This is a genomic window from Marinobacter sp. LV10R510-11A, assembly GCF_900215155.1.
In the GTDB taxonomy this organism is placed as follows: Bacteria; Pseudomonadota; Gammaproteobacteria; order Pseudomonadales; family Oleiphilaceae; genus Marinobacter.
Genome location: NZ_LT907980.1, coordinates 3,925,178 through 3,943,223, shown reverse-complemented (window position 1 = coordinate 3,943,223; position 18,046 = coordinate 3,925,178). Strand labels below are relative to the sequence as shown.

17 protein-coding genes are annotated in these 18,046 nt (G+C 53.9%); 4 read left to right on the top strand and 13 right to left on the bottom strand.

Annotated elements, in window-relative coordinates; genetic code table 11:
- Positions 1-9: 9 nt before the first annotated feature.
- Positions 10-1,089, top strand: a complete 1,080-nt coding sequence (locus CPH80_RS18955) for a fatty acid desaturase family protein (RefSeq protein ID WP_096280303.1) — start codon at positions 10-12, stop codon at positions 1,087-1,089.
- A 25-nt stretch (positions 1,090-1,114) separates the two neighbouring features.
- Here the strand turns inward: CPH80_RS18955 and CPH80_RS18950 are convergent, their stop codons facing one another.
- Genes CPH80_RS18950 through CPH80_RS18940 form a run of 3 tightly spaced genes read right to left on the bottom strand, consistent with a single transcriptional unit; the run spans position 1,115 to position 2,213 of the window.
- The gene (locus CPH80_RS18950; protein ID WP_096280301.1) at positions 1,115-1,552 is read right to left on the bottom strand and encodes an RrF2 family transcriptional regulator; all 438 of its coding nucleotides are present in this window, start codon (positions 1,550-1,552) and stop codon (positions 1,115-1,117) included.
- Between the two features lie 29 nt (positions 1,553-1,581).
- Positions 1,582-1,950 carry a YbaN family protein gene (locus tag CPH80_RS18945; RefSeq protein WP_096281799.1) on the bottom strand — a complete coding sequence of 123 codons (369 nt, stop codon included), beginning with the start codon at positions 1,948-1,950 and terminating at the stop codon, positions 1,582-1,584.
- A gap of 47 nt (positions 1,951-1,997) precedes the next feature.
- Positions 1,998-2,213, bottom strand: a complete 216-nt coding sequence (locus CPH80_RS18940) for a hypothetical protein (protein ID WP_096280299.1) — start codon at positions 2,211-2,213, stop codon at positions 1,998-2,000.
- A 248-nt stretch (positions 2,214-2,461) separates the two neighbouring features.
- Here CPH80_RS18940 and moaA point away from each other — a divergent pair, with 248 nt between their 5' ends.
- The 3 genes from moaA to CPH80_RS18925 all read left to right on the top strand — a co-directional run bounded on the left by moaA (position 2,462) and on the right by CPH80_RS18925 (position 6,958).
- Positions 2,462-3,454, top strand: a complete 993-nt coding sequence (gene moaA, locus CPH80_RS18935) for a GTP 3',8-cyclase MoaA (RefSeq protein ID WP_096280297.1) — start codon at positions 2,462-2,464, stop codon at positions 3,452-3,454.
- A 76-nt stretch (positions 3,455-3,530) separates the two neighbouring features.
- Positions 3,531-5,141: an FAD-binding protein gene (locus CPH80_RS18930; protein ID WP_096280295.1), complete on the top strand. Its 1,611-nt coding sequence runs from the start codon at positions 3,531-3,533 to the stop codon at positions 5,139-5,141.
- Between the two features lie 86 nt (positions 5,142-5,227).
- Positions 5,228-6,958 carry a thiamine pyrophosphate-binding protein gene (locus tag CPH80_RS18925; protein WP_096280293.1) on the top strand — a complete coding sequence of 577 codons (1,731 nt, stop codon included), beginning with the start codon at positions 5,228-5,230 and terminating at the stop codon, positions 6,956-6,958.
- On the opposite strand, the gene CPH80_RS18920 is transcribed toward CPH80_RS18925, so the two are convergent.
- From CPH80_RS18920 to narI, 10 genes are all read right to left on the bottom strand, one after another.
- Positions 6,955-7,497, bottom strand: coding sequence for a nitrous oxide reductase accessory protein NosL (locus tag CPH80_RS18920; protein WP_096280291.1), 543 nt, complete (start codon positions 7,495-7,497; stop codon positions 6,955-6,957). The genes CPH80_RS18925 and CPH80_RS18920 overlap by 4 nt on opposite strands.
- 11 nt (positions 7,498-7,508) lie before the next feature.
- Positions 7,509-8,339, bottom strand: coding sequence for an ABC transporter permease (locus CPH80_RS18915; protein WP_096280289.1), 831 nt, complete (start codon positions 8,337-8,339; stop codon positions 7,509-7,511).
- Positions 8,336-9,268: an ATP-binding cassette domain-containing protein gene (locus CPH80_RS18910; RefSeq protein ID WP_096280287.1), complete on the bottom strand. Its 933-nt coding sequence runs from the start codon at positions 9,266-9,268 to the stop codon at positions 8,336-8,338. The genes CPH80_RS18915 and CPH80_RS18910 overlap by 4 nt, the downstream gene beginning before the upstream one ends.
- Positions 9,268-10,533: a nitrous oxide reductase family maturation protein NosD gene (locus CPH80_RS18905; RefSeq protein WP_096280285.1), complete on the bottom strand. Its 1,266-nt coding sequence runs from the start codon at positions 10,531-10,533 to the stop codon at positions 9,268-9,270. The genes CPH80_RS18910 and CPH80_RS18905 overlap by 1 nt, the downstream gene beginning before the upstream one ends.
- Before the next feature lie 220 nt (positions 10,534-10,753).
- The gene (gene nosZ, locus CPH80_RS18900) at positions 10,754-12,649 is read right to left on the bottom strand and encodes a TAT-dependent nitrous-oxide reductase (protein WP_096280283.1); all 1,896 of its coding nucleotides are present in this window, start codon (positions 12,647-12,649) and stop codon (positions 10,754-10,756) included.
- A gap of 61 nt (positions 12,650-12,710) precedes the next feature.
- Positions 12,711-14,852, bottom strand: coding sequence for a transcriptional regulator NosR (gene nosR, locus CPH80_RS18895; protein ID WP_172898662.1), 2,142 nt, complete (start codon positions 14,850-14,852; stop codon positions 12,711-12,713).
- Positions 14,853-14,987: 135 nt separating this feature from the next.
- Entirely contained in the window at positions 14,988-15,389 is a 402-nt protein-coding gene (locus tag CPH80_RS18890) for a ribonucleotide reductase subunit alpha (protein WP_096280279.1), read from the bottom strand.
- Between the two features lie 23 nt (positions 15,390-15,412).
- Entirely contained in the window at positions 15,413-16,162 is a 750-nt protein-coding gene (locus tag CPH80_RS18885) for a Crp/Fnr family transcriptional regulator (RefSeq protein ID WP_096281797.1), read from the bottom strand.
- A gap of 181 nt (positions 16,163-16,343) precedes the next feature.
- Complete coding sequence (locus CPH80_RS18880) at positions 16,344-17,150, bottom strand: peptidylprolyl isomerase (protein WP_096280277.1); 807 nt, start codon at positions 17,148-17,150, stop codon at positions 16,344-16,346.
- A gap of 207 nt (positions 17,151-17,357) precedes the next feature.
- On the bottom strand, positions 17,358-18,035 hold the full coding sequence (gene narI, locus CPH80_RS18875) for a respiratory nitrate reductase subunit gamma (protein ID WP_096281795.1): 678 nt from the start codon (positions 18,033-18,035) through the stop codon (positions 17,358-17,360).
- Between the last annotated feature and the right edge of the window lie 11 nt (positions 18,036-18,046).

The window sequence follows — 18,046 nt, the reverse complement described above, 5'->3', positions numbered from 1 at the left end:
AGCAATATTATGAAGACGATGACAGAAAATCAGCTCCAGGAACTGGAGCAAGAGCTAAACGCCATTCGCGATGAGATAGCCGCGGATTTGGGGGAGCGTGACGCCAACTACATACGCCGCGTCGTTCGGCTTCACCGCGCTCTTGAAGTGGGGGGCCGAGTGATGATGCCGTTCGGGTTCATCCCACCGGTTTTTGCGGCAGCAACCCTGTCGCTGGGCCTATCAAAAATCATCGAGAATATGGAAATTGGCCATAATGTGATGCACGGCCAATATGACTGGATGAACGACCCGTCCCTGCACTCACAAACCTATGAGTGGGATACGGCGTGCGAATCAGATTCTTGGCGCCGCACCCATAACTATGAGCACCACACATACACCAATATCATCGGCAAGGATCGCGACTACGGCTATGCCCTGCTGCGCCTGAGTGATGATGAGAAATGGCGGCCAGCACACAGCCTGCAATTTTTAAACTACATTGCACTCAGCGCTTTCTTCCAATGGGGCGTGGCGCTGCATGAACTGGAATTTGAGCGGATACGCAGCGGTGAGATTCGCCTGCGGGACAAGCTTCCATTCCTGCGGGACTTAGCGCGTAAAGGTGGCCGCCAGGCTTTTAAGGATTATGTGTTCTTCCCGCTCATTACTTTCCCCGTAGCACCCATCGTGCTCGGCGGAAACGTAGGCGCCAACCTGATACGCAACCTGTGGTCATCCACCGTTATTTTCTGCGGACACTTCACTCAGGATGCGGAAACATTCAACGAAAAGGATTGTGTGAATGAAAGTAAGGGCCACTGGTACTTGCGCCAACTTACGGGTTCATCTAACTTCACCGGCCCAAAATGGATGCATCTGCTGAGCGGGCATTTGAGCTATCAGGTTGAACATCATGTTTTCCCCAACCTGCCAGCGCACCGTTACCCGGAGATTTCCGAGAAGGTTCAGGCGGTGTGCCACAAACACGGCATACACTACAACACAGGCAGTTTCGCGCACCAGTACGGAACCGTTGTGAAAAGAATCCTGAGTTATTCACTGCCGGATCGTCTGCGCATGAGACTTACGAGTCTACCGGCCTGATTAGGCCGGTAAGGAAGACGGAGTGTCAGGCGATTTGAAGCAGCCTTAATAATTGCGGCTTGTACTGATCTTTCATAACGTCTTTCAGGGTGTATTGGTCGAGCACCGAGAGAAATGCTTGCAATGCTTCCTTGAAGACGGGCTGGAGACCACATACCGGGCTGATTTTGCACGCGGTTTGGGACGAATGGCATTCCACAATACTGAGATCATGCTCGGTTTCGCGCACCAGGATACCGACATTTATCTCTTCCGGAGTCATGTGCAGTCTCATGCCGCCTTTTTTTCCACGCACGGTTTCGATATAACCTTTCTTGTTGAGCTGGTGCACCACCTTCATCAGGTGGTTTTTGGAGATATCGTAACTGTCGGCAATTTCTTGAATCGTCGCCAGGCGATCACTTTGTACCGCTAGATACATCAGCACGCGCAGCGAGTAATCAGTGTAGCGAGTAATGTGCATTCAACACTCCGGTTGTTCAGTAAAAGCGGTCAATACGAAGGCCGGGTGAGCAAGTAGCTTGCCACGCTCGCCAAAAAGATACCCGATATGGCCAGCACCATCCCCGCGGCTCCCATAACAAACAGAAGACCCCAACTCAGCAGCATCATGCAGCATGCCAGCAACTTTGCCTTTAAAGGGATAACCCGGTTTCGGCGCCAGTCTCTGATGGCAGGCCCGAACGAGGGATGCCCTTCAAGCCAACTGGCAAACGCAGGAGAACCCTTGCTGGCAAAAAATGCGGCTAACAGAATAAAAGGCGTGGTAGGCAGTAAAGGCAATACCACACCAATTGCAGCGAGTCCTATGGATATGTACGCAAGAACCCTGAAGCCGATTTTACTGGATTGCGCAGCCATAAGGGGCACCTCAGCACTGTACATTCTTTCGTCCATTCTACCGCTAATCAGTGAACAGGTCTCCCAAGACGGCTTAAAAAAACCAGCCGCGCTACATACGAAACCTTGATACCGACTGCAAATAGCAGGGTGCCAATATGGGCAAGCACCTGAATCATCATGGGAAAACGCCCGGCGAGAGGGTAAGCCATCAAAATCGTGACCACCAAACCGAGCACGGACCAAACAATGGCGCTATTGGCACGAAACAAAAACTTCTCCATCTTATTCTCCAGCAAACGCGTCTTTGGGTTTAAGCACCTCCCCAATAAGATGTATTTTATAGCCATGTTTATGCTAAAGATCAATCACTTTCTAATAAATCTTGTTGCGCTTTGGTAAAGTGGATGTTGCCAAACAAAGAGACAGGGCTTACCCCGCGAGGGGTATCGGATTCGCACACTAACTCTGCGATACTTGGCCTATCATCCAACGGGTAAACTCGCATTCAGCCGTTACAGGAAAGAGACCGATGTCCCAGAGCAAGCTGACAGACCGTTTTGGCAGAACCGTCAACTACGTACGCCTGTCCGTTACCGACCGCTGTGATTTCCGTTGCGTTTATTGCATGGCAGAGGAGATGACCTTTCTACCCCGGCAACAGGTTCTGACGCTTGAGGAAATTGCCCGCGTGGCCAGAACGTTTATTTCCTTGGGCACGGAAAAAATCCGCCTAACAGGCGGAGAGCCGCTGGTTCGCAAAGACATCATTGAGCTGGTTCGCGAGATAGGCACATACGGCTTGCGGGATTTTGCCATGACCACAAATGGCAGCCAGTTATCCGCAATGGCGGAGCCACTGCGCAAAGCAGGCTTGAAGCGGTTGAACATCAGCCTGGACTCACTGGACCCGGTAAAGTTCGCGAGCATTACCCGTACCGGCAAGCTGTCACGGGTACTCGAAGGTATAGACGCCGCCCGGGAAGCCGGGTTCAAGGGCATAAAATTGAACACCGTGGTGATGAAAGGTGGAAATGATCAGGAGGTTCCGGATCTGGTCGAATTTGCCCGTAGAAAAAACGTCGACATTACCTTCATTGAAGAAATGCCCTTGGGTGAGATCTCCGAGCACGATCGCGGGCAAGTACTGTGCACCAGCGATGAAGTGCGCGACATTATCAGCCCGCATCATGAACTAATCCCCACGCCGGAAGACTCAGGTGGCCCTGCTCGTTACTATCGGATGTCGGACAGCGATATTAAAGTGGGATTTATTTCCCCCCACTCCCATAACTTCTGCTCCACCTGCAATCGAGTGCGGGTAACCGTTGAAGGCAGATTGTTGCTTTGCTTGGGCAACGATCACTCAGTCGATCTGCGCCGGGTTCTGCGCGGCCACCCAGTAACCAACGACAAACTCCGGCAAACCATTATCGATTCCATGGATTTAAAGCCGGAGCGCCATCACTTTTCAACAAATGGTGATGTCGAAATTCTGCGCTTTATGAATATGACCGGGGGCTGAGTTGCACTGGTTTGATTAATCGCTAAGCATTAAGCTCTTATATCAACAAACAATAAGAATGAGCCGATAATGAGCCATGCATACTTATAAGACTGAAGTTGTTGTGATTGGCGCGGGCCTTGCCGGAATAGCTGCGGCATTAGAACTGCTAGATCTCAACGTGCCGACATTACTGCTGGATGGCGCGCCCGACGGCAAACCCGGGGGCCAAGCCAATGAAGCCTTCGGCGGAATGCTGCTAAGCAACACGCCAGAACAAGCCCGCAACAAGATCAAAGACTCCCCGGAATTACTGCTATCAGACTGGCACAACGCGGCCTGCTTCGGCGACGACGATCACTGGCCGAAGCTCTGGGCCGAACTCTATGCCGAACAGAACCGACCAATGATTTACGACTGGTTGAAACAACGGGGTATCCGCTTTTTCCCATCCGTGCAGTGGGTTGAGCGGGGGCTTTACGGAAACGGCAATAGTGTTCCCCGCTATCACATTGCCTGGGGCTGTGGCCGCGGCGTGGTACAAACGCTGTTGCAGCAACTGGACACTCACCAGAACCGCAGCCAGCTTACTTTTCTCAGTGACCACAGGGTTAACACCTTGAGCCTGCGTGATGGAAAAATCACCGGCTGCCAAGGCATCGTCAATAAAGATAGAGCTTTTTCTGTTTCCGCCACCCACACAGTCGTCTGTACCGGCGGCATTAATGGCAACTTGGAAAAAGTACGCCAGCACTGGGATCCCTGTTACGGCCCGGCACCGGACAACCTGCTCAGTGGGTCCAGCCCGGATGCAGATGGCGCCATGCACGGCGAAGTTGCCAGAGCGGGTGGTAAGGTCGTCAATCTCAACCAGATGTGGAATTACGCTGCAGGCATACGCCACCCGGAACCCGCCTTCCCTCACCACGGTCTGAGCTTAATACCCCCGCGCTCGGCGCTTTGGATGGATCGCCATGGCCGCCGAATTGGCCCCATGCCGCTGATCACCGGTTTCGACACCCACGATCTATGCAAGCAGGTAGGCCACCTACCCGGGCAGATTTCCTGGCAGGTTATGAATTACCGAATTGCCGTGCGCGAGCTGGCCGTGTCGGGCACCGACACCAACCCCGACTTCCGTGACGGCAAACTGCTTCGCGTGGTCTGGAATACCCTGCGCGGCGGCGACCCGGCGCTTATGGACTGGCTGATAGAACAATGCCCAGATGTTGTCAGCGCCAACACACCCGAAGAGCTAGCTGCGAAAATGAACCAAGCTGCGGGCAACAACGATGTCCACACCGAAGACATGATTCGCGATATCCAGGCCTATGACAGCAACATAGCCCGGGGTAAACGGCTGCATAATGACGACCAGATACGCCGGCTCCTGCAGCTCCGGAACTGGCTGCCAGATCGTTTTCGCACCTGTAACCTGCAACCCATACTCGACTCAGGCGCAGGCCCGCTGATCGCTATTCGCGAACAACTGATCAGCCGGAAAAGCATGGGAGGCATGCAAACAGACACCCACTCCCGCGTTCTCGATCAGGCAGGCGAGGCTATTCCAGGGCTTTATGCCGCGGGCGAAGCCACTGGGTTTGGCGGTGGCGGAATCTCCGGTATAAGATCCTTGGAGGGCACGTTCCTGTCCAACTGTATTCTCAACGGCCGGCGCGCCGCTCAAAGTATCGCTGGCCGTTTGTAAGGCTGCAGCGTAATGAATAGCCACGCTGCGCCCATCATTATTTATTCGCACTATCTATTCACAATAATAACTATCAGGGCAACTTCATGAAGAAAACCGGCGCTACACTCGTTCGCCACGCACTGGAACAACTCGGCATACGCCGAACGTTTGGCATTCCGGGCGTGCACACCACCGAAATCTACGACGAGCTGAACCGATCTGAAAGCATCGAGCCGACGCTTGTCACCCATGAGGGTGGTGGTGCGTTCATGGCTGATGCGGTGAGCCGCACCGGTGCCGAGCTGGGCACCATGCTGATCGTACCAGCGGCAGGCGTCACCCACGCCGCGAGTGGCATTGGCGAGGCCGGCATTGATGGCATCCCGATGCTGATTATTTCCGGCGGGATTCATTCGGAATCCGGGCACCGCTACCAACTCCACGAGATGGATCAACACGCCCTGCTCAGGCCGATTACCAAGAAAACTTGGCGTATTAGCAGCCACCGAGAAATCATCCCCACGCTGTATGAGGCGTATGACCTTGCAATGGGCGGTGAGCCGGGGCCAGTCTTTATCGAGATCCCGGTCAACATCAGTAATTTTTTGGGCGACGTCGACGACATGCCTCTCTACCAGGCACCGCCCGCACCAAAGCAGCCGGAACAGGCACTTGTGGATGCCGCGGCCCAAGCACTTGTGCTGGCAACGCAGCCGGGCATATTCGCCGGCTGGGGCTCGGTAGATGCGCAGGCAGACTTGATTGAGCTGGCAGAACTGCTGGATGCGCCAGTTTCAACCACGCTTCAGGGGCTCAGTGCCTTCCCGGGCAACCACCCTCTGCACACAGGCATGGGCATGGGTAACTATGCGGTGCCGGCAGCAACCAACGCCTTTGCCAAAATAGATTGCCTGTTAGCGATTGGCACGCGGTTCGCGGAAATCCCGACCGGCAGCTACGGCATCAACCCGCCTAAGAGCCTGATTCACTTAGACATCAACCCTGAGGTTTTCAGCGCCAACTACCCTGCCAGCCATACAATCGAGGGAGACGCCAGAGTGACCGTGCCGGCGCTCCTGAAAGCCGTAAAAACCCTGAAGCCCACTGCGGCCAATACCGGCATTCGGGAACAGATCGCCAAGGACAAAGCCGCATACAAGAAAGAGTGGCGTGATCACGACAGCGGCGACCGGGTAAACCCGGAGCTGTTTTTCAGCCACCTTCGTGAGCGCCTAAATGACGACGCGATTGTTGTCGCTGACGACGGCAACCATACGTTTTTGGTGGCAGAATTAATGCCCATACTGGGCGCCCGGAATTACATGTCACCCAGCGATTTCAACGCCATGGGTTATTGTGTTCCCGGCGCTATCGGTGCCAAGCTGGCTAACCCCAAGCGCCAAGTAGTGGGCATTGTGGGCGACGGTGCGTTGCTGATGACGGGCATGGAACTGGTAACAGCGGCACGCCTGCAAGTTGGTGTGATGATTTTTGTATTCAACGATGGCGAGCTGTCGCAGATTGCCCAAGCCCAGCAGATCCCTTACAACCAGAAGACCTGCACGGTACTGGGCACAGTAGACTACGAGGCGTTTGCCAAGGCCTGTGGCCTTGAGTTCGTTTCGCTTGCGGGCAACCAGGACATCTCTGAAAGCATAGAGATCGCACTGCAGAAATCGGCCGCCGGGCGGCCGGTTCTGGTGGATGTGCGCGTTGATTACTCGAAATCGACACGGTTTACCAAGGGCGTCGTGAAAACGAACCTTAGCAGGATGACGCCCCGGGATAAGGTGCGGATTGTTGGGCGGGCTCTTTGGAGAAAAGTCCGTCCTTAGCGTTCCATATCCCCATGCATGTCACCCATGGGCATCTCTGTATTCAGGTGCTCTAGGGTGATTGCGTCGTACTGTATAACCTCACCGCCATACTCCATCATGAAGTCCTGGGCCGCCGATTCGGTGGAGAACGATGCCAGTGTCTGGCCCATGGCACCTTTGCGTTCGGAACCAACCACGTAGAAAGCCTCGCGCGCGTCGATCAGGGCTGCGTCGTCTGGGCTGGCCCATTCGGTTTGGCTCATGTCGTGAACGTACAGCGTGTGCTTGCGCATGACGTTCTCTGGCTGCAGCACCCAGGCGAACATGTCACGGGTAGAGCAAAACTTGTGAACGGCTTGTTCTTTCTCGGTAATCACTTCGCCTTTCGGCCCGGGGAACCGGGTTACGGCCATGCCGCATACGTGGCACTCATCGTCGGATTCAATGTGCACGGGGGTCGGTTTTTCGGTGACTTTTTCGGCTTCGCCGGAGCAGCCAGAAAAGAATACTGCGAACATCAGTAATGCAGGCAGGAATGTGAAACTAAAAGATTTCATCGAGCTCTCCATCAGATACGACGGCGACGGAACAGAGCCCAAGCGCCGGTTAAGGGAATAACAAACCAAAGCACCAGCGCCAGCCAGAGCCCGGCTGGGCCAATGGGCAAGTCAGCACCCAAGCTGAGAACACCACTGAGTTGTGCGCCATCACTGAAGGCGACGATGTTGAGCAAACGGTATATGTCCGTGGGGTTGAGCAACAGGAGCCAAGGCAACAAATCGGGATTAAATTCACCTTGGCTGGCAACCAGCGTGCCCAGCAGCATCAAATCGAAAACCAGCACAAAGAAGAACCAAATGGCCAAAGCCAAACCCGCGGCGACGGGCTTCTCACTTACCCGAACACTCACCACGTAAGCCAGAGCAATGAAGCCCCAGCCGAGCAACGTGGTCGAAATAATAAAACGCAGCATGGCAACCGCAAGCGCACCAACGCCAACGTCTTCTACTAGCAGTGCAATGGCCACACCGGCAACGCCAAAGCCAATCAGCGTGGCCAATGCAAGGGTTAGCCCGTGCCCAAGAAACTTGCCGAACAGCAGCTGCCCACGGCTTAGAGGGTAGGTCATTAATAACAGCAGCGTGCCGCCCTCTTCCTCTCCTACAATGGCGTCATACGCCAGTAACAGAGCAATCAGCGGGATCAGGAAAATACCGAGACTGGCGAGGCTGGCAATTGTCGCTGGGGTGGATGCATAACCCACCTGGCCGGATGCTGCGGCACCAAACCAGGCGATGCCCACGGCAAGCGTCGCGAACACCAAGGCGATGGCAATCAGCCAGCGATTTCGCAGGCTGTCGTTCAGTTCTTTGCGGGCGATGGTCCAGATGCTATTCATTGCGCACCTCCACGATGAGCGAGGCCGCCAGAACCGATAAAGTGCACGTAAACATCCTCAAGTGTTGGCTGGTAGATACCCAGATCACGTACTTCGCCGGAGGCCACCAAGGCCTTAACCAGCGCCATTTTTTCTGCCGGCCGGACATCCACATGCAGCCGCCCGTTGTCGTGCCGCATCATCAAACCAGCAGAGGCTTTGGCATTATTAACCACACTTTCCAGCGCAGCCACGGTGCTTTCTGGTTCAAGAGAAAGAGTGATAGGCATGTTTGCCTGCCGGCGTAGTGAGGCAAGATCCCCCGCCGCTTTCAGGCTGCCGTCGGTCAGTATCGCTGCTCGGTCTATGTAAGGCTCAACGCCCGGTAGCACATGTGAGCACAGAACAACGCCCGTACCTTCATCGCGTAGCTTGCGCAACAACCGGTAAAGGTCTGCCGTGGCTACCGGATCCAGCCCCACCGTAGGCTCGTCCAGTATCAGCAAGCGGGGTTTACCCAGCAAAGCTTGAGCAAGCCCTAAGCGCTGACGCATTCCCTTGGAGTAGGTTTTAACCCGCGTATCCATGGCATCTTTCAGCCCAACCTGGCCCAGTAATTCAGGAACTTGGCGCAGGTTCGCGCCTTTCAACCGGGCAAAGTGCGCAAGAATCTCGCGGCCGGTAAGCTGCGGATAAAACATCACGTTTTCAGGTAGGTAACCGATGTGCTGGCTGACTTTAGGATCGCCCGCCTCGCCATCCAGCACCGACACCTTGCCGTGGGATGGGGTCATCAACCCCAGAATCAGTTTGATACTGGTGGTTTTGCCGGCACCGTTGTGGCCGAACAACCCAAGAATTTCCCCCGGTTCTAGGCGTAGATCAACGCCATTCAACACCAGTGCCTTATCGTACCGGTAGCTCACATTCTCAAGACGAAAACAGCTCATCAGGACTCCGGTTGTAATATTTTTGGCGGACTCATCAACGGGTGTGAATCACTGACACCCGCAGCCTTAACCACAGGAAAGGCTTCCTGAACCCAGCGCAAAGTATCCACCGCCGGGCTGAACATCAGAATTTTGGCTTCAGGATAGGTCCATAACAGGCGATCGATATTATCGTTGGGCTCGTATGGCACATCACCGATGCCATCTTGATTACGATCCCAACCCAAGTAATCACTCCAGAAATTACCCACGCCCTCCTTCGACCACTCCTGAGTGCGCCGTGCCACGTACTTTACCTGGCGCTGATTATTGATAAACGCATTGTTAAAAACCTCATTGTCTTCCGAGCCTGCAGTCAGGTGAACACCCACACCGCTATCTCGGAACACATTGTTTTCAAAGGTGTTGTACAAAGAGTTGTAGATAAACACGGCCTTGCCTTCCGCGCCCGAAATAGACACGCCGCCAGTCTGCCCTTGGGACACCCCCGAAACCACATTGCCCCGTAGCACCGACTGAGTAATGAAGTTCATCAAAATGCCATAGTTCTCATCATTCTCAGACCGGTTGTTAATCACCGTAAGCCGTTTGCTCTGCATCAGCGCATAACCGGTACGGGTGCCCCGAGTGACATTGCCTTCCAAGAGGTTATCCATGGAGTACATATAATGAATGCCGTACCGCAGATCTGTCATCGTATTGTTGATGATCTCATTGCCATTAGAGGTCTCGATATAAATCGCATCCCGCGTCTTACTTATATCATTGCCCTCAATTAACGCCCCAGTCGTGTTAAACAAATGAATACCATTGCCCCGATCGTTCGGGCGCACGGTATCATCGCCACGAATGGTGTTATTCCTAACCGTCACATCCGGCGTCGCATCTAGCCAGATACCAAACGCAGAACCTTGCAGATCGTTGTTCTCCACCGTCGCGTTCACCGCCTCCCGGTTAATAAAAACCCCTGCATCCAACTCATTCAGATCCGCACCCCAATTACGAATACGGCAACCCGACAGCGTCACACGCTCTGCCTGAATCTCAACCGCATTGCCCTTACCACCGCCATCGATTAGCGTTTCGGGGCGGCAGGCCACAGTCACCCCTGGCACCCTGAGAGTGAACGGCGAAACAGTTTTGGAAGGAATCTCAAAATTAGCGCCCGGCTCAAGTTCATCCAGCTGCTGCTGAATATCAGCCTGTGCGGTCAGCGATAGTAAGGCGACTGTCAGGGCCGCCCCTAAACGCAAAATTTGGTGCATCAACGATCACTCAATAGGTTCAAGGCTTGCTGCAAATTCTGGCAAAGCAAGGGAAGAGGGTCTTTCAAAACTGTGCGGAGCCATGGATGGCGGAGCCCAAGCGCCATATGGATGTGCCGCAAGGAGCGTGTTTTGAAAGACCCTCTTCCCTTGATTTGCTTCTCCGAAACATAACTAAAAAACCGGAGCCCACTAAGGAGCTCCGGTTTTAACGTCTAAATCAGGCCTTCTCTACCAACATCCGGCCAGTCATCTCCATGTGCAGAGCGTGACAGAACCAGTTGCAATAGTACCAATGAACGCCCGGCTTATCCGCAACAAACGTCACCGAAGACGTCTGCTGTGGGCTAATTTCCATCTGAACACCATGGTTGACCATGCAGAAACCATGAGTCACGTCCTCAATCGTATCTAGGTTCGTAACATACACCGTCACCTCATCGCCTTGCTTAACCTTGAACTCGGTCGTATTGAACATAGGCGCCACAGACGTAATATACACCCGCACCTTTTTGCCATCGCGGATAACCTTGTTGTCTGCTTCAAGCGTGATGCCGTCCTTCTTCGCTTGCTCGCGGGCACTGGCGAAATACGGATCGTCCCGGGTATAGACCTTCTTGGTTTTGATCTGATCGCGACGTACAAGAATACAATCGTGAGGTTCTGCAAAGGCCGGACCATCGTGCACCAGCTTCATTTCATCACCAGAAATATCGATCAACTGATCGTTTTCTGGGTGCAGCGGACCAACCGGCAGGAAGCGGTCTTTGGAAAACTTCGACAGTACCACAAGCCACTTACCATCAGCATCGCTGGTTTCTGTCAGTGACGCATGGTTGTGGCCAGGCTGGTAATGCACATCCAGTTTCTGGCGCAGGTAATTTACATCTTCGCCGTTGTAGTGCTTGACGGCATCGGCGATATTCCACTTGGCTATCTGGCTATCGATAAACAACGTGGTGTAGGCATTGCCACGGCCATCAAACGTGGTGTGCAGAGGCCCAAGGCCTAGCTCCGGCTCAGCGACAACTGCATCGCGAAGCTCGATTTTGTCATCGAACAAATCGTCCAGTTTATCAATCGCAATAACCGTGCAGGTGGGCGATAGCTTACCGGCGGCAATGAAGTATTTACCATCTGGAGACGTATTCAGCCCATGCGGGTTCTTCGGCACAGGAATATAACGGGTGAGCCTAGATTTTCCGCGGCCATCAACGACCGGTACTTTGGAATCGCCCAGAGTTTTGAAGTCACCATTTTTCACAGCTTCTTCAATGCGCTCAACGTTAAACACCACCGCCCAGTCGCGGTCGTTGCGCATGGTGCCGGCCAGATCCAAGGCTTTCTCGGAATTGTAGCAGGTAGAGGCCGCATACTTGCCTGTGTAATCCGCGTCGGTATTATCCAGATTGCCGTCTACAATCACCTGCCAGGCGACTTCCATGGTTTCCGCATCCAAAGCGTTGAACATGGTGTAGCTGTTCTCCATCGAGAAGTCGCTACCATCGTTCGGATGAGGAATAACGTACTCGGCGTTACAGAACACGTACTTGGTATACGGTACTTTCTGCAGGCGCAAACCGTGAATGGCTTGCACGTTCGGAATGTGGGTAATCTTGTCACACTTCATGATGTCCAAACGGATACGTGCCACACGGGTGTTGGCTTTATCGTTTATGAACAGGTATTTGCCATCGTAACGACCGTCGGTCATTGAGATGTGCGGGTGGTGACAATCGCCGCTCACAAACTCTTTATCGTGTCCGAGAATGTCTTTACTCTCGTTGGTCATGCCCCAGCCGGTGGCGCCGTCCAGGTTAAAAACCGGAATTCGCATCAGCTCTCGCATGGACGGTATGCCCATTACACGAACCTCACCAGACTGACCACCGCTCCAAAAGCCGTAGTATTCGTCCAGCTCGCCAGGCTCAACCTGAATCTTGTTTTGCGCGTCTTTCGCAGCAGCGGCAAACGATTCGCGTGACATCACCGCAGATCCAAGCCCAGTTGCGCCAGCGACACCCGCCAGAGCGGCAGCGCCCATGAATCGGCGACGGCTGAAACCACTTTGCTCAGCTTCAGAGGTCTCCGTACTCAGTTCATCTTTTTTTTTCATAACATCCAACTCCGTTATTGGTAATGGCGGTCTTATTTCTCATTTTTTTGATTTTGTATTGCTAGGTCACCTGAACCACTGGGATCTCCTCCGGGCGGCCCGGTGCGTTATGACCACGACGCCTGCCCCTGCGCTTGACGATCAGCGGCGGGCATTTATTGTCATCGAAATAGGTCACCTGGCAATCCAGGCAGTAATGGCATTCCTGGTAATTAATGGTGCCGTCAGGGTGAATAGCCTGAACTTCACATTCATTGGCGCACAGCTGGCAAGGGGTGCCGCACTCCTTGCGACGCTTAAGCCAGTCGAATACTCGCAGCTTCGTAGGTATGGCCAGCGCAGCACCGAGTGGGCACATGTAGCGGCAGAACACTTTGCGGGTGAAAAGGTTCACAAAAAGCAGCAGTGCTGCGTAAGTTACAAATGGCCAACTGCGGTCAAAGTGCAGGGTAATCGCGGTTTTGAAGGGCTCAATTTCCGCCATTTTTTCTGCAGTCGCCAGGGAGTCTAAGGAGACCCCGAACAGCACCAATAAAATGATGTACTTCAGGGCCCACAAACGTTCATGGATGGGCCAAGGCACGGTGTACTGGGGCACTTTAAGCTTGCGTGCAATCTCGTTAATCAGCTCCTGCAGTGCACCGAATGGGCACAGCCATCCGCAATAAACTGCCCTACCCCAAAGCAACACGATGCCGGCCACTACAGCCCAGAGCACAAAGACTACCGGATCAATCAGGAAGGTTTCCCACGTAAAGCCACTGACCAAGCTGTGCACAAAAGCCAGAACGTTCACAATGGACAGCTGACCGAGCGCATACCAACCGATAAAGAACAGTGTGTAGGTAAGAAACCCGTGGCGAATCCAGCGCGTAAGATTAGGCTTCTTCACCAGCCAGTCTTGGAAGAACAGAATCAACAGCAGCACAAAAATGCCGATACCCAGAACAATGACCTGGAACTGGCGCTGATACCAAACCTGCACCCACAGTGGCTGCTCTTCGAGCCACTCCTCGTCCGTAAGCACTACTTCGGCGCGGGTGTAATACTGACCCAGCAACTGGTACTCCAACGGGAACACTTGGAATTCACTATCCAGAGGGCCGGTTTGGCGTTTTACGGTCAGCTCCAGAGTCCAGGGCGTACCCGGATCGAATTTGTGCTGCTGCCGGACGATGAAGATGGCCATTTCCTTGAACTCAGGCATGCCCTCGGCGTACACATCACTGAGCCGGTAATAATCGAGATCGCGGAAGTTGAAAGTATCTCCGTACTGGCGGATCTGAACGCGATCAAAAATACCGCCGCGCACGTAGCCCGAGCCTTTAAAGGAATACTCACCGCTGGCCATAACGGCGATGGCCTGCTCCCCTTCTTCCAACTTAGAGGTCAGCCATTCGAACTGACTTTCACCGAGCAGATTGCGGCCGATAGTCGGAACATCAAGATAAGCTGCGTATAGATCAATCAGCGGCTCATCCCGCTCATCTGGAGCCGCTGTTTCAACGCCCTCAGCTTCAGTGCCTTTAAACGAATCATCTACCTGCCCTTTGGTGAGCAGCATGCGGCGAATTGAGCCATCGCCGGTAAGCTCCTCCCAGCTGCGTGACTGAAAGTCACCTTTGTTAACTTCAGCTACCGGCTGACGTTTGATGCCACTGCCTTCCACCAGCCCCAATTCAACGCCAATCCGGTGCGCCGTTCGCATGATGACTTGGTTAGCCACCATCACTGTCACGGTGGCGCCTGAGAGCCCGTCAACGGCAACCTTACGCTCGCTGGAGGTTCCTCCCACCGTTACTCGCTGGTCTGCTTTCAGGCCGGTGTACTGGTCGGTAAAGGCGTGGAGCTTGCTTTCGGGGATGCCCACCAGAAGTATGGGCTCATCATGGTGAATCACTTTGGCAAAGCGGATGGTACCTTCGGTATTCAGAACTACCATGATATTCAATGGCTTGCCGGAATAGGCGGGAGTCTGAACGAAATCGAGGGATTGGTAAGCGTAACCTTTCAGCTCGTCACCGGCGTATAGCTCCTGAATGGCCCGGTTATTTTCCCGGGGCTCAAGCCGGGTAACTTCCGGGAAGGCCTTCTGGATAACCTGGCGTCCGGCCACAGGCTCATATTTACTGACCGGTTCGGCCTGTGCCTGGGGCACAATGACCAGCAGCAGGGTAAAAAAACAAAGCACGGTACGGAAAATAGCGTTCAAAACAAGCCCCCGACAGAAACAGCAAATCACCTAAACCTGACCTAAGTAGCCTAGGCGTTTGAGAAATAAATCACATACCTCTGTATGGCTATATCTTCCCGTGAACAACCAAAGGGCAGCCCCGGATCAGCCGAGACTTACGGCCTCCCCACTCTTATCCAGAGGCAGGTAATTGCTAACGTGCCCTAGGCGAATTGACTCCACCATCATAGTCATCGGCTGCTGAGCTTCGTCTGAAGACGGAGGGGTACCGCCCCGGCCAGACATGGCAGCAACAAACACAACATCCCAAGACTGGCCGGTACTGCTAGATTCATCAACTAGGGCAGAAAACTCTGAGACTTCTTGTGGGGCCTTGTCGACACAGATAACGGGGGTAAGCGCCCCACCCTCACCTCGCTCAAATGCGGCCTTTTCGTCTGCGGACGCATCATCTGGTAATTCTGCGCGGCAGAAAACGAACAGCAAACGCTGGGGCTCATGCTCGTCCTTCGTTGCTTTGATCAGATCACTGTAACTGCTAATCATGGAGGCAATATCCTTTCTATTTACTACTGACTGATTTCGATCAATCGCTTGGGATCGGAGATGAATAGCTTACTTCGATTGACCCGCACCAGCCCGTTTGACTTGAGGTCTGCCAGAATTCGGGAGAAGGTTTCTGGCTGCATCGCAAGCCTGGACGCAACCAAGCACTTTGGCAAAGGCAGTTCGACCTCTCCGCCTTCTGTAGCCCCGTTAGGCAGCAGATCAATCAGGTAACGGATCAGGCGGTCACGGGCGTTCTGAACAGTCATGATTTCAAGGTCATGGAACCTGGACACAGCGCGCATGGCGTAGTGCCGGAGCGCTGCATGCGCGTATTCCGGGTGTCTTTCGAGCAGCTCCTGATAGGCTTTGACAGGGAGCATCAGAACTTCGCTGGATTTCAGTGCTTCCGCGTAGCAGGCATAGCGGGCTGGATCGGCATAGATCATGACTTCCGCAAAGCAGTCGCCTGGGGCGATGCTGTCGAGCGTCCGATCAATACCGGACGAGTCCAGCCTGTATAATCGCAAGCGGCCGGATATAACAAAGAAGAAGTGATGGGCGGGCATATCCTGCCGGTAAAGCAGCTGATGATGCCCAAGACGAAGGCGGCGAGATTGCAGAATGAGGCTCTGTAAATCTGCTTCGTTGAGCGAATTGAAAAGGGCATGCCTGCGCAATGGCTGCAGCCCGTTTTCATCGTCGGTCAGTGTGTTATTAGCCACCAGAACGGGCTTGGCGTAGCGGGTTTCTGCAGATTGCATCACCACCATTGTTGTTTCCCCTTTCATATCATGCATTCAAAATCATGTTTTACATAATAGAAGGATAGACCCCAAAAATCGCTCCCTCCATGGAGGTAGAATCGCTGTTACTTTGGGAAAATTGACTTAACACAATAATTCACATTGCTATCTATATTCCGTTGCCGTTCACCTACCAACGCGAGAACAGCTACTGCATCAGCGGCGAATCGGGTATTTCAAGATCCACACCTTGAACGCCTGTTTCAGCTGCGCACACCTGCAGATACTGGCGGAATGCCCGGCGGGTAACGCTCTCACTCAGGTATTGGCGAATCTTTGGCTTCACGTGCTCGTATGGCAACTGCTCGCCATCAATACGCTGATCCACTCGCACAATGTGCCAGCCATAGCGGCTTTCAATCAGTTCCGGGTTAAGGCCTTCTTTGAGCGTAAGCACTGGCCGCTCAAATTCTTCAACGGTTTGCCCCTTGCTAATCTGGCCAAGGCTGCCGCCTTGATGGCGGGACTCACAGGCAGAGTATTGTTTGGCCAGTGGCGTAAACTGGGCACGGCCTTCGAGCAAGGAGGACAGCAACTGCTGCCCTACATCTTCTTGACGCATGCGTTCTGGCACATCATCCGGCGCAGCGGCCAGCAGAATATGGCTCACGGCCATCAGCGTTGGGCTGCGGAACCGGCTAGGGTTGGAAGCATGAAAACGCTCGCAATCCGCATCGCTGGGTTCTGGCACATCCAGTTCCTGCTCCAGCAGGCGCGCAATGGCATCTTCTTCATCTAGTTCTTCTGGCAGCTGCAGGGCTTTTGCTTGTTGCAGTAGAAGCTCACGAATAACCAAGCTTTTAGCGGCGCTGTGCCAAGCCTCAGAAACCTCTTCCGCTGGGTGGTGCTGCATTTCCCGGGCGATATCTTCCTCGGGAATCAGGGTGTCACCCACATAAACGGGCGGAAACTGGTTTCTGGGCTTTTCGGCTTCACCGGTGGGGATGAGTTGCATGGTAAGTCTCCGTAAATGTGGTCAATGCGCCCCCTCTCCCCAGCCCTCTCCCGCGAGGGGAGAGGGAGTTTAAGGCTTTGATTGTGTAGCTCTCCCTCTTCCATAGAGGAACAGGGAACTTTAAGGCGCTAGTTGTTTAGCTCCCCTCCCCCCTCGCGGGGGAGGGGTCGGGGGAGGGGTCGGGGGAGAGGGGGCGCGTTTTATCTCTTAAGCCCGCTTGCGCACCACCTGGTACTTCCGCCCGAAATACTCCAGCGGCACGCTCAGCATGTGCACCAACCGCGTGAACGGGAAGAGTACAAAGATCGTCAGGCCTAGGAACATGTGCAGCTTATAGATCCAGTGTATGCCCACCATGTACTCGGCGGCTCCACCCTGGAACGTAAAGATGCTCTGTGCCCAGCTGGCAAGCCGCATCATGGTGCCACCGTCAAGGTGGCCCAAGGTTGGAAAAATGGTTGCCAGCCCCAGTACTACCTGCACCACCAAAACCACAATAATCATGTTATCGGCAAAGGCGCTACTGGCCTTGATCCTGGGATCCGTCAGCCGTCGATGGGCCAACATGACTCCACCCACCAAGCACATCACCCCGGCAATACCACCCACCACAATCGCCATCACCTGCTTGGTGCCGGCGCTCATGAAGGGTTCGTACATAAAGTGCGGCGTCAGCAGACCAACCAGGTGGCCGAAGAAGATCACCAAGATACCCACATGGAAAAGCACGCTGGCCAGCACCATGTTTTTCTTGCGTAGCATTTGGCTGGACTGGGCTCTCCAGGTGAACTGCCCATGGTCGTATCTTGCCCAGGTGCCAACAAATAACACCACCAGAGCGATGTACGGGTAGATCCCGAAAATCAGTGTGTTTAGATAAGACATCATCTTGGTCT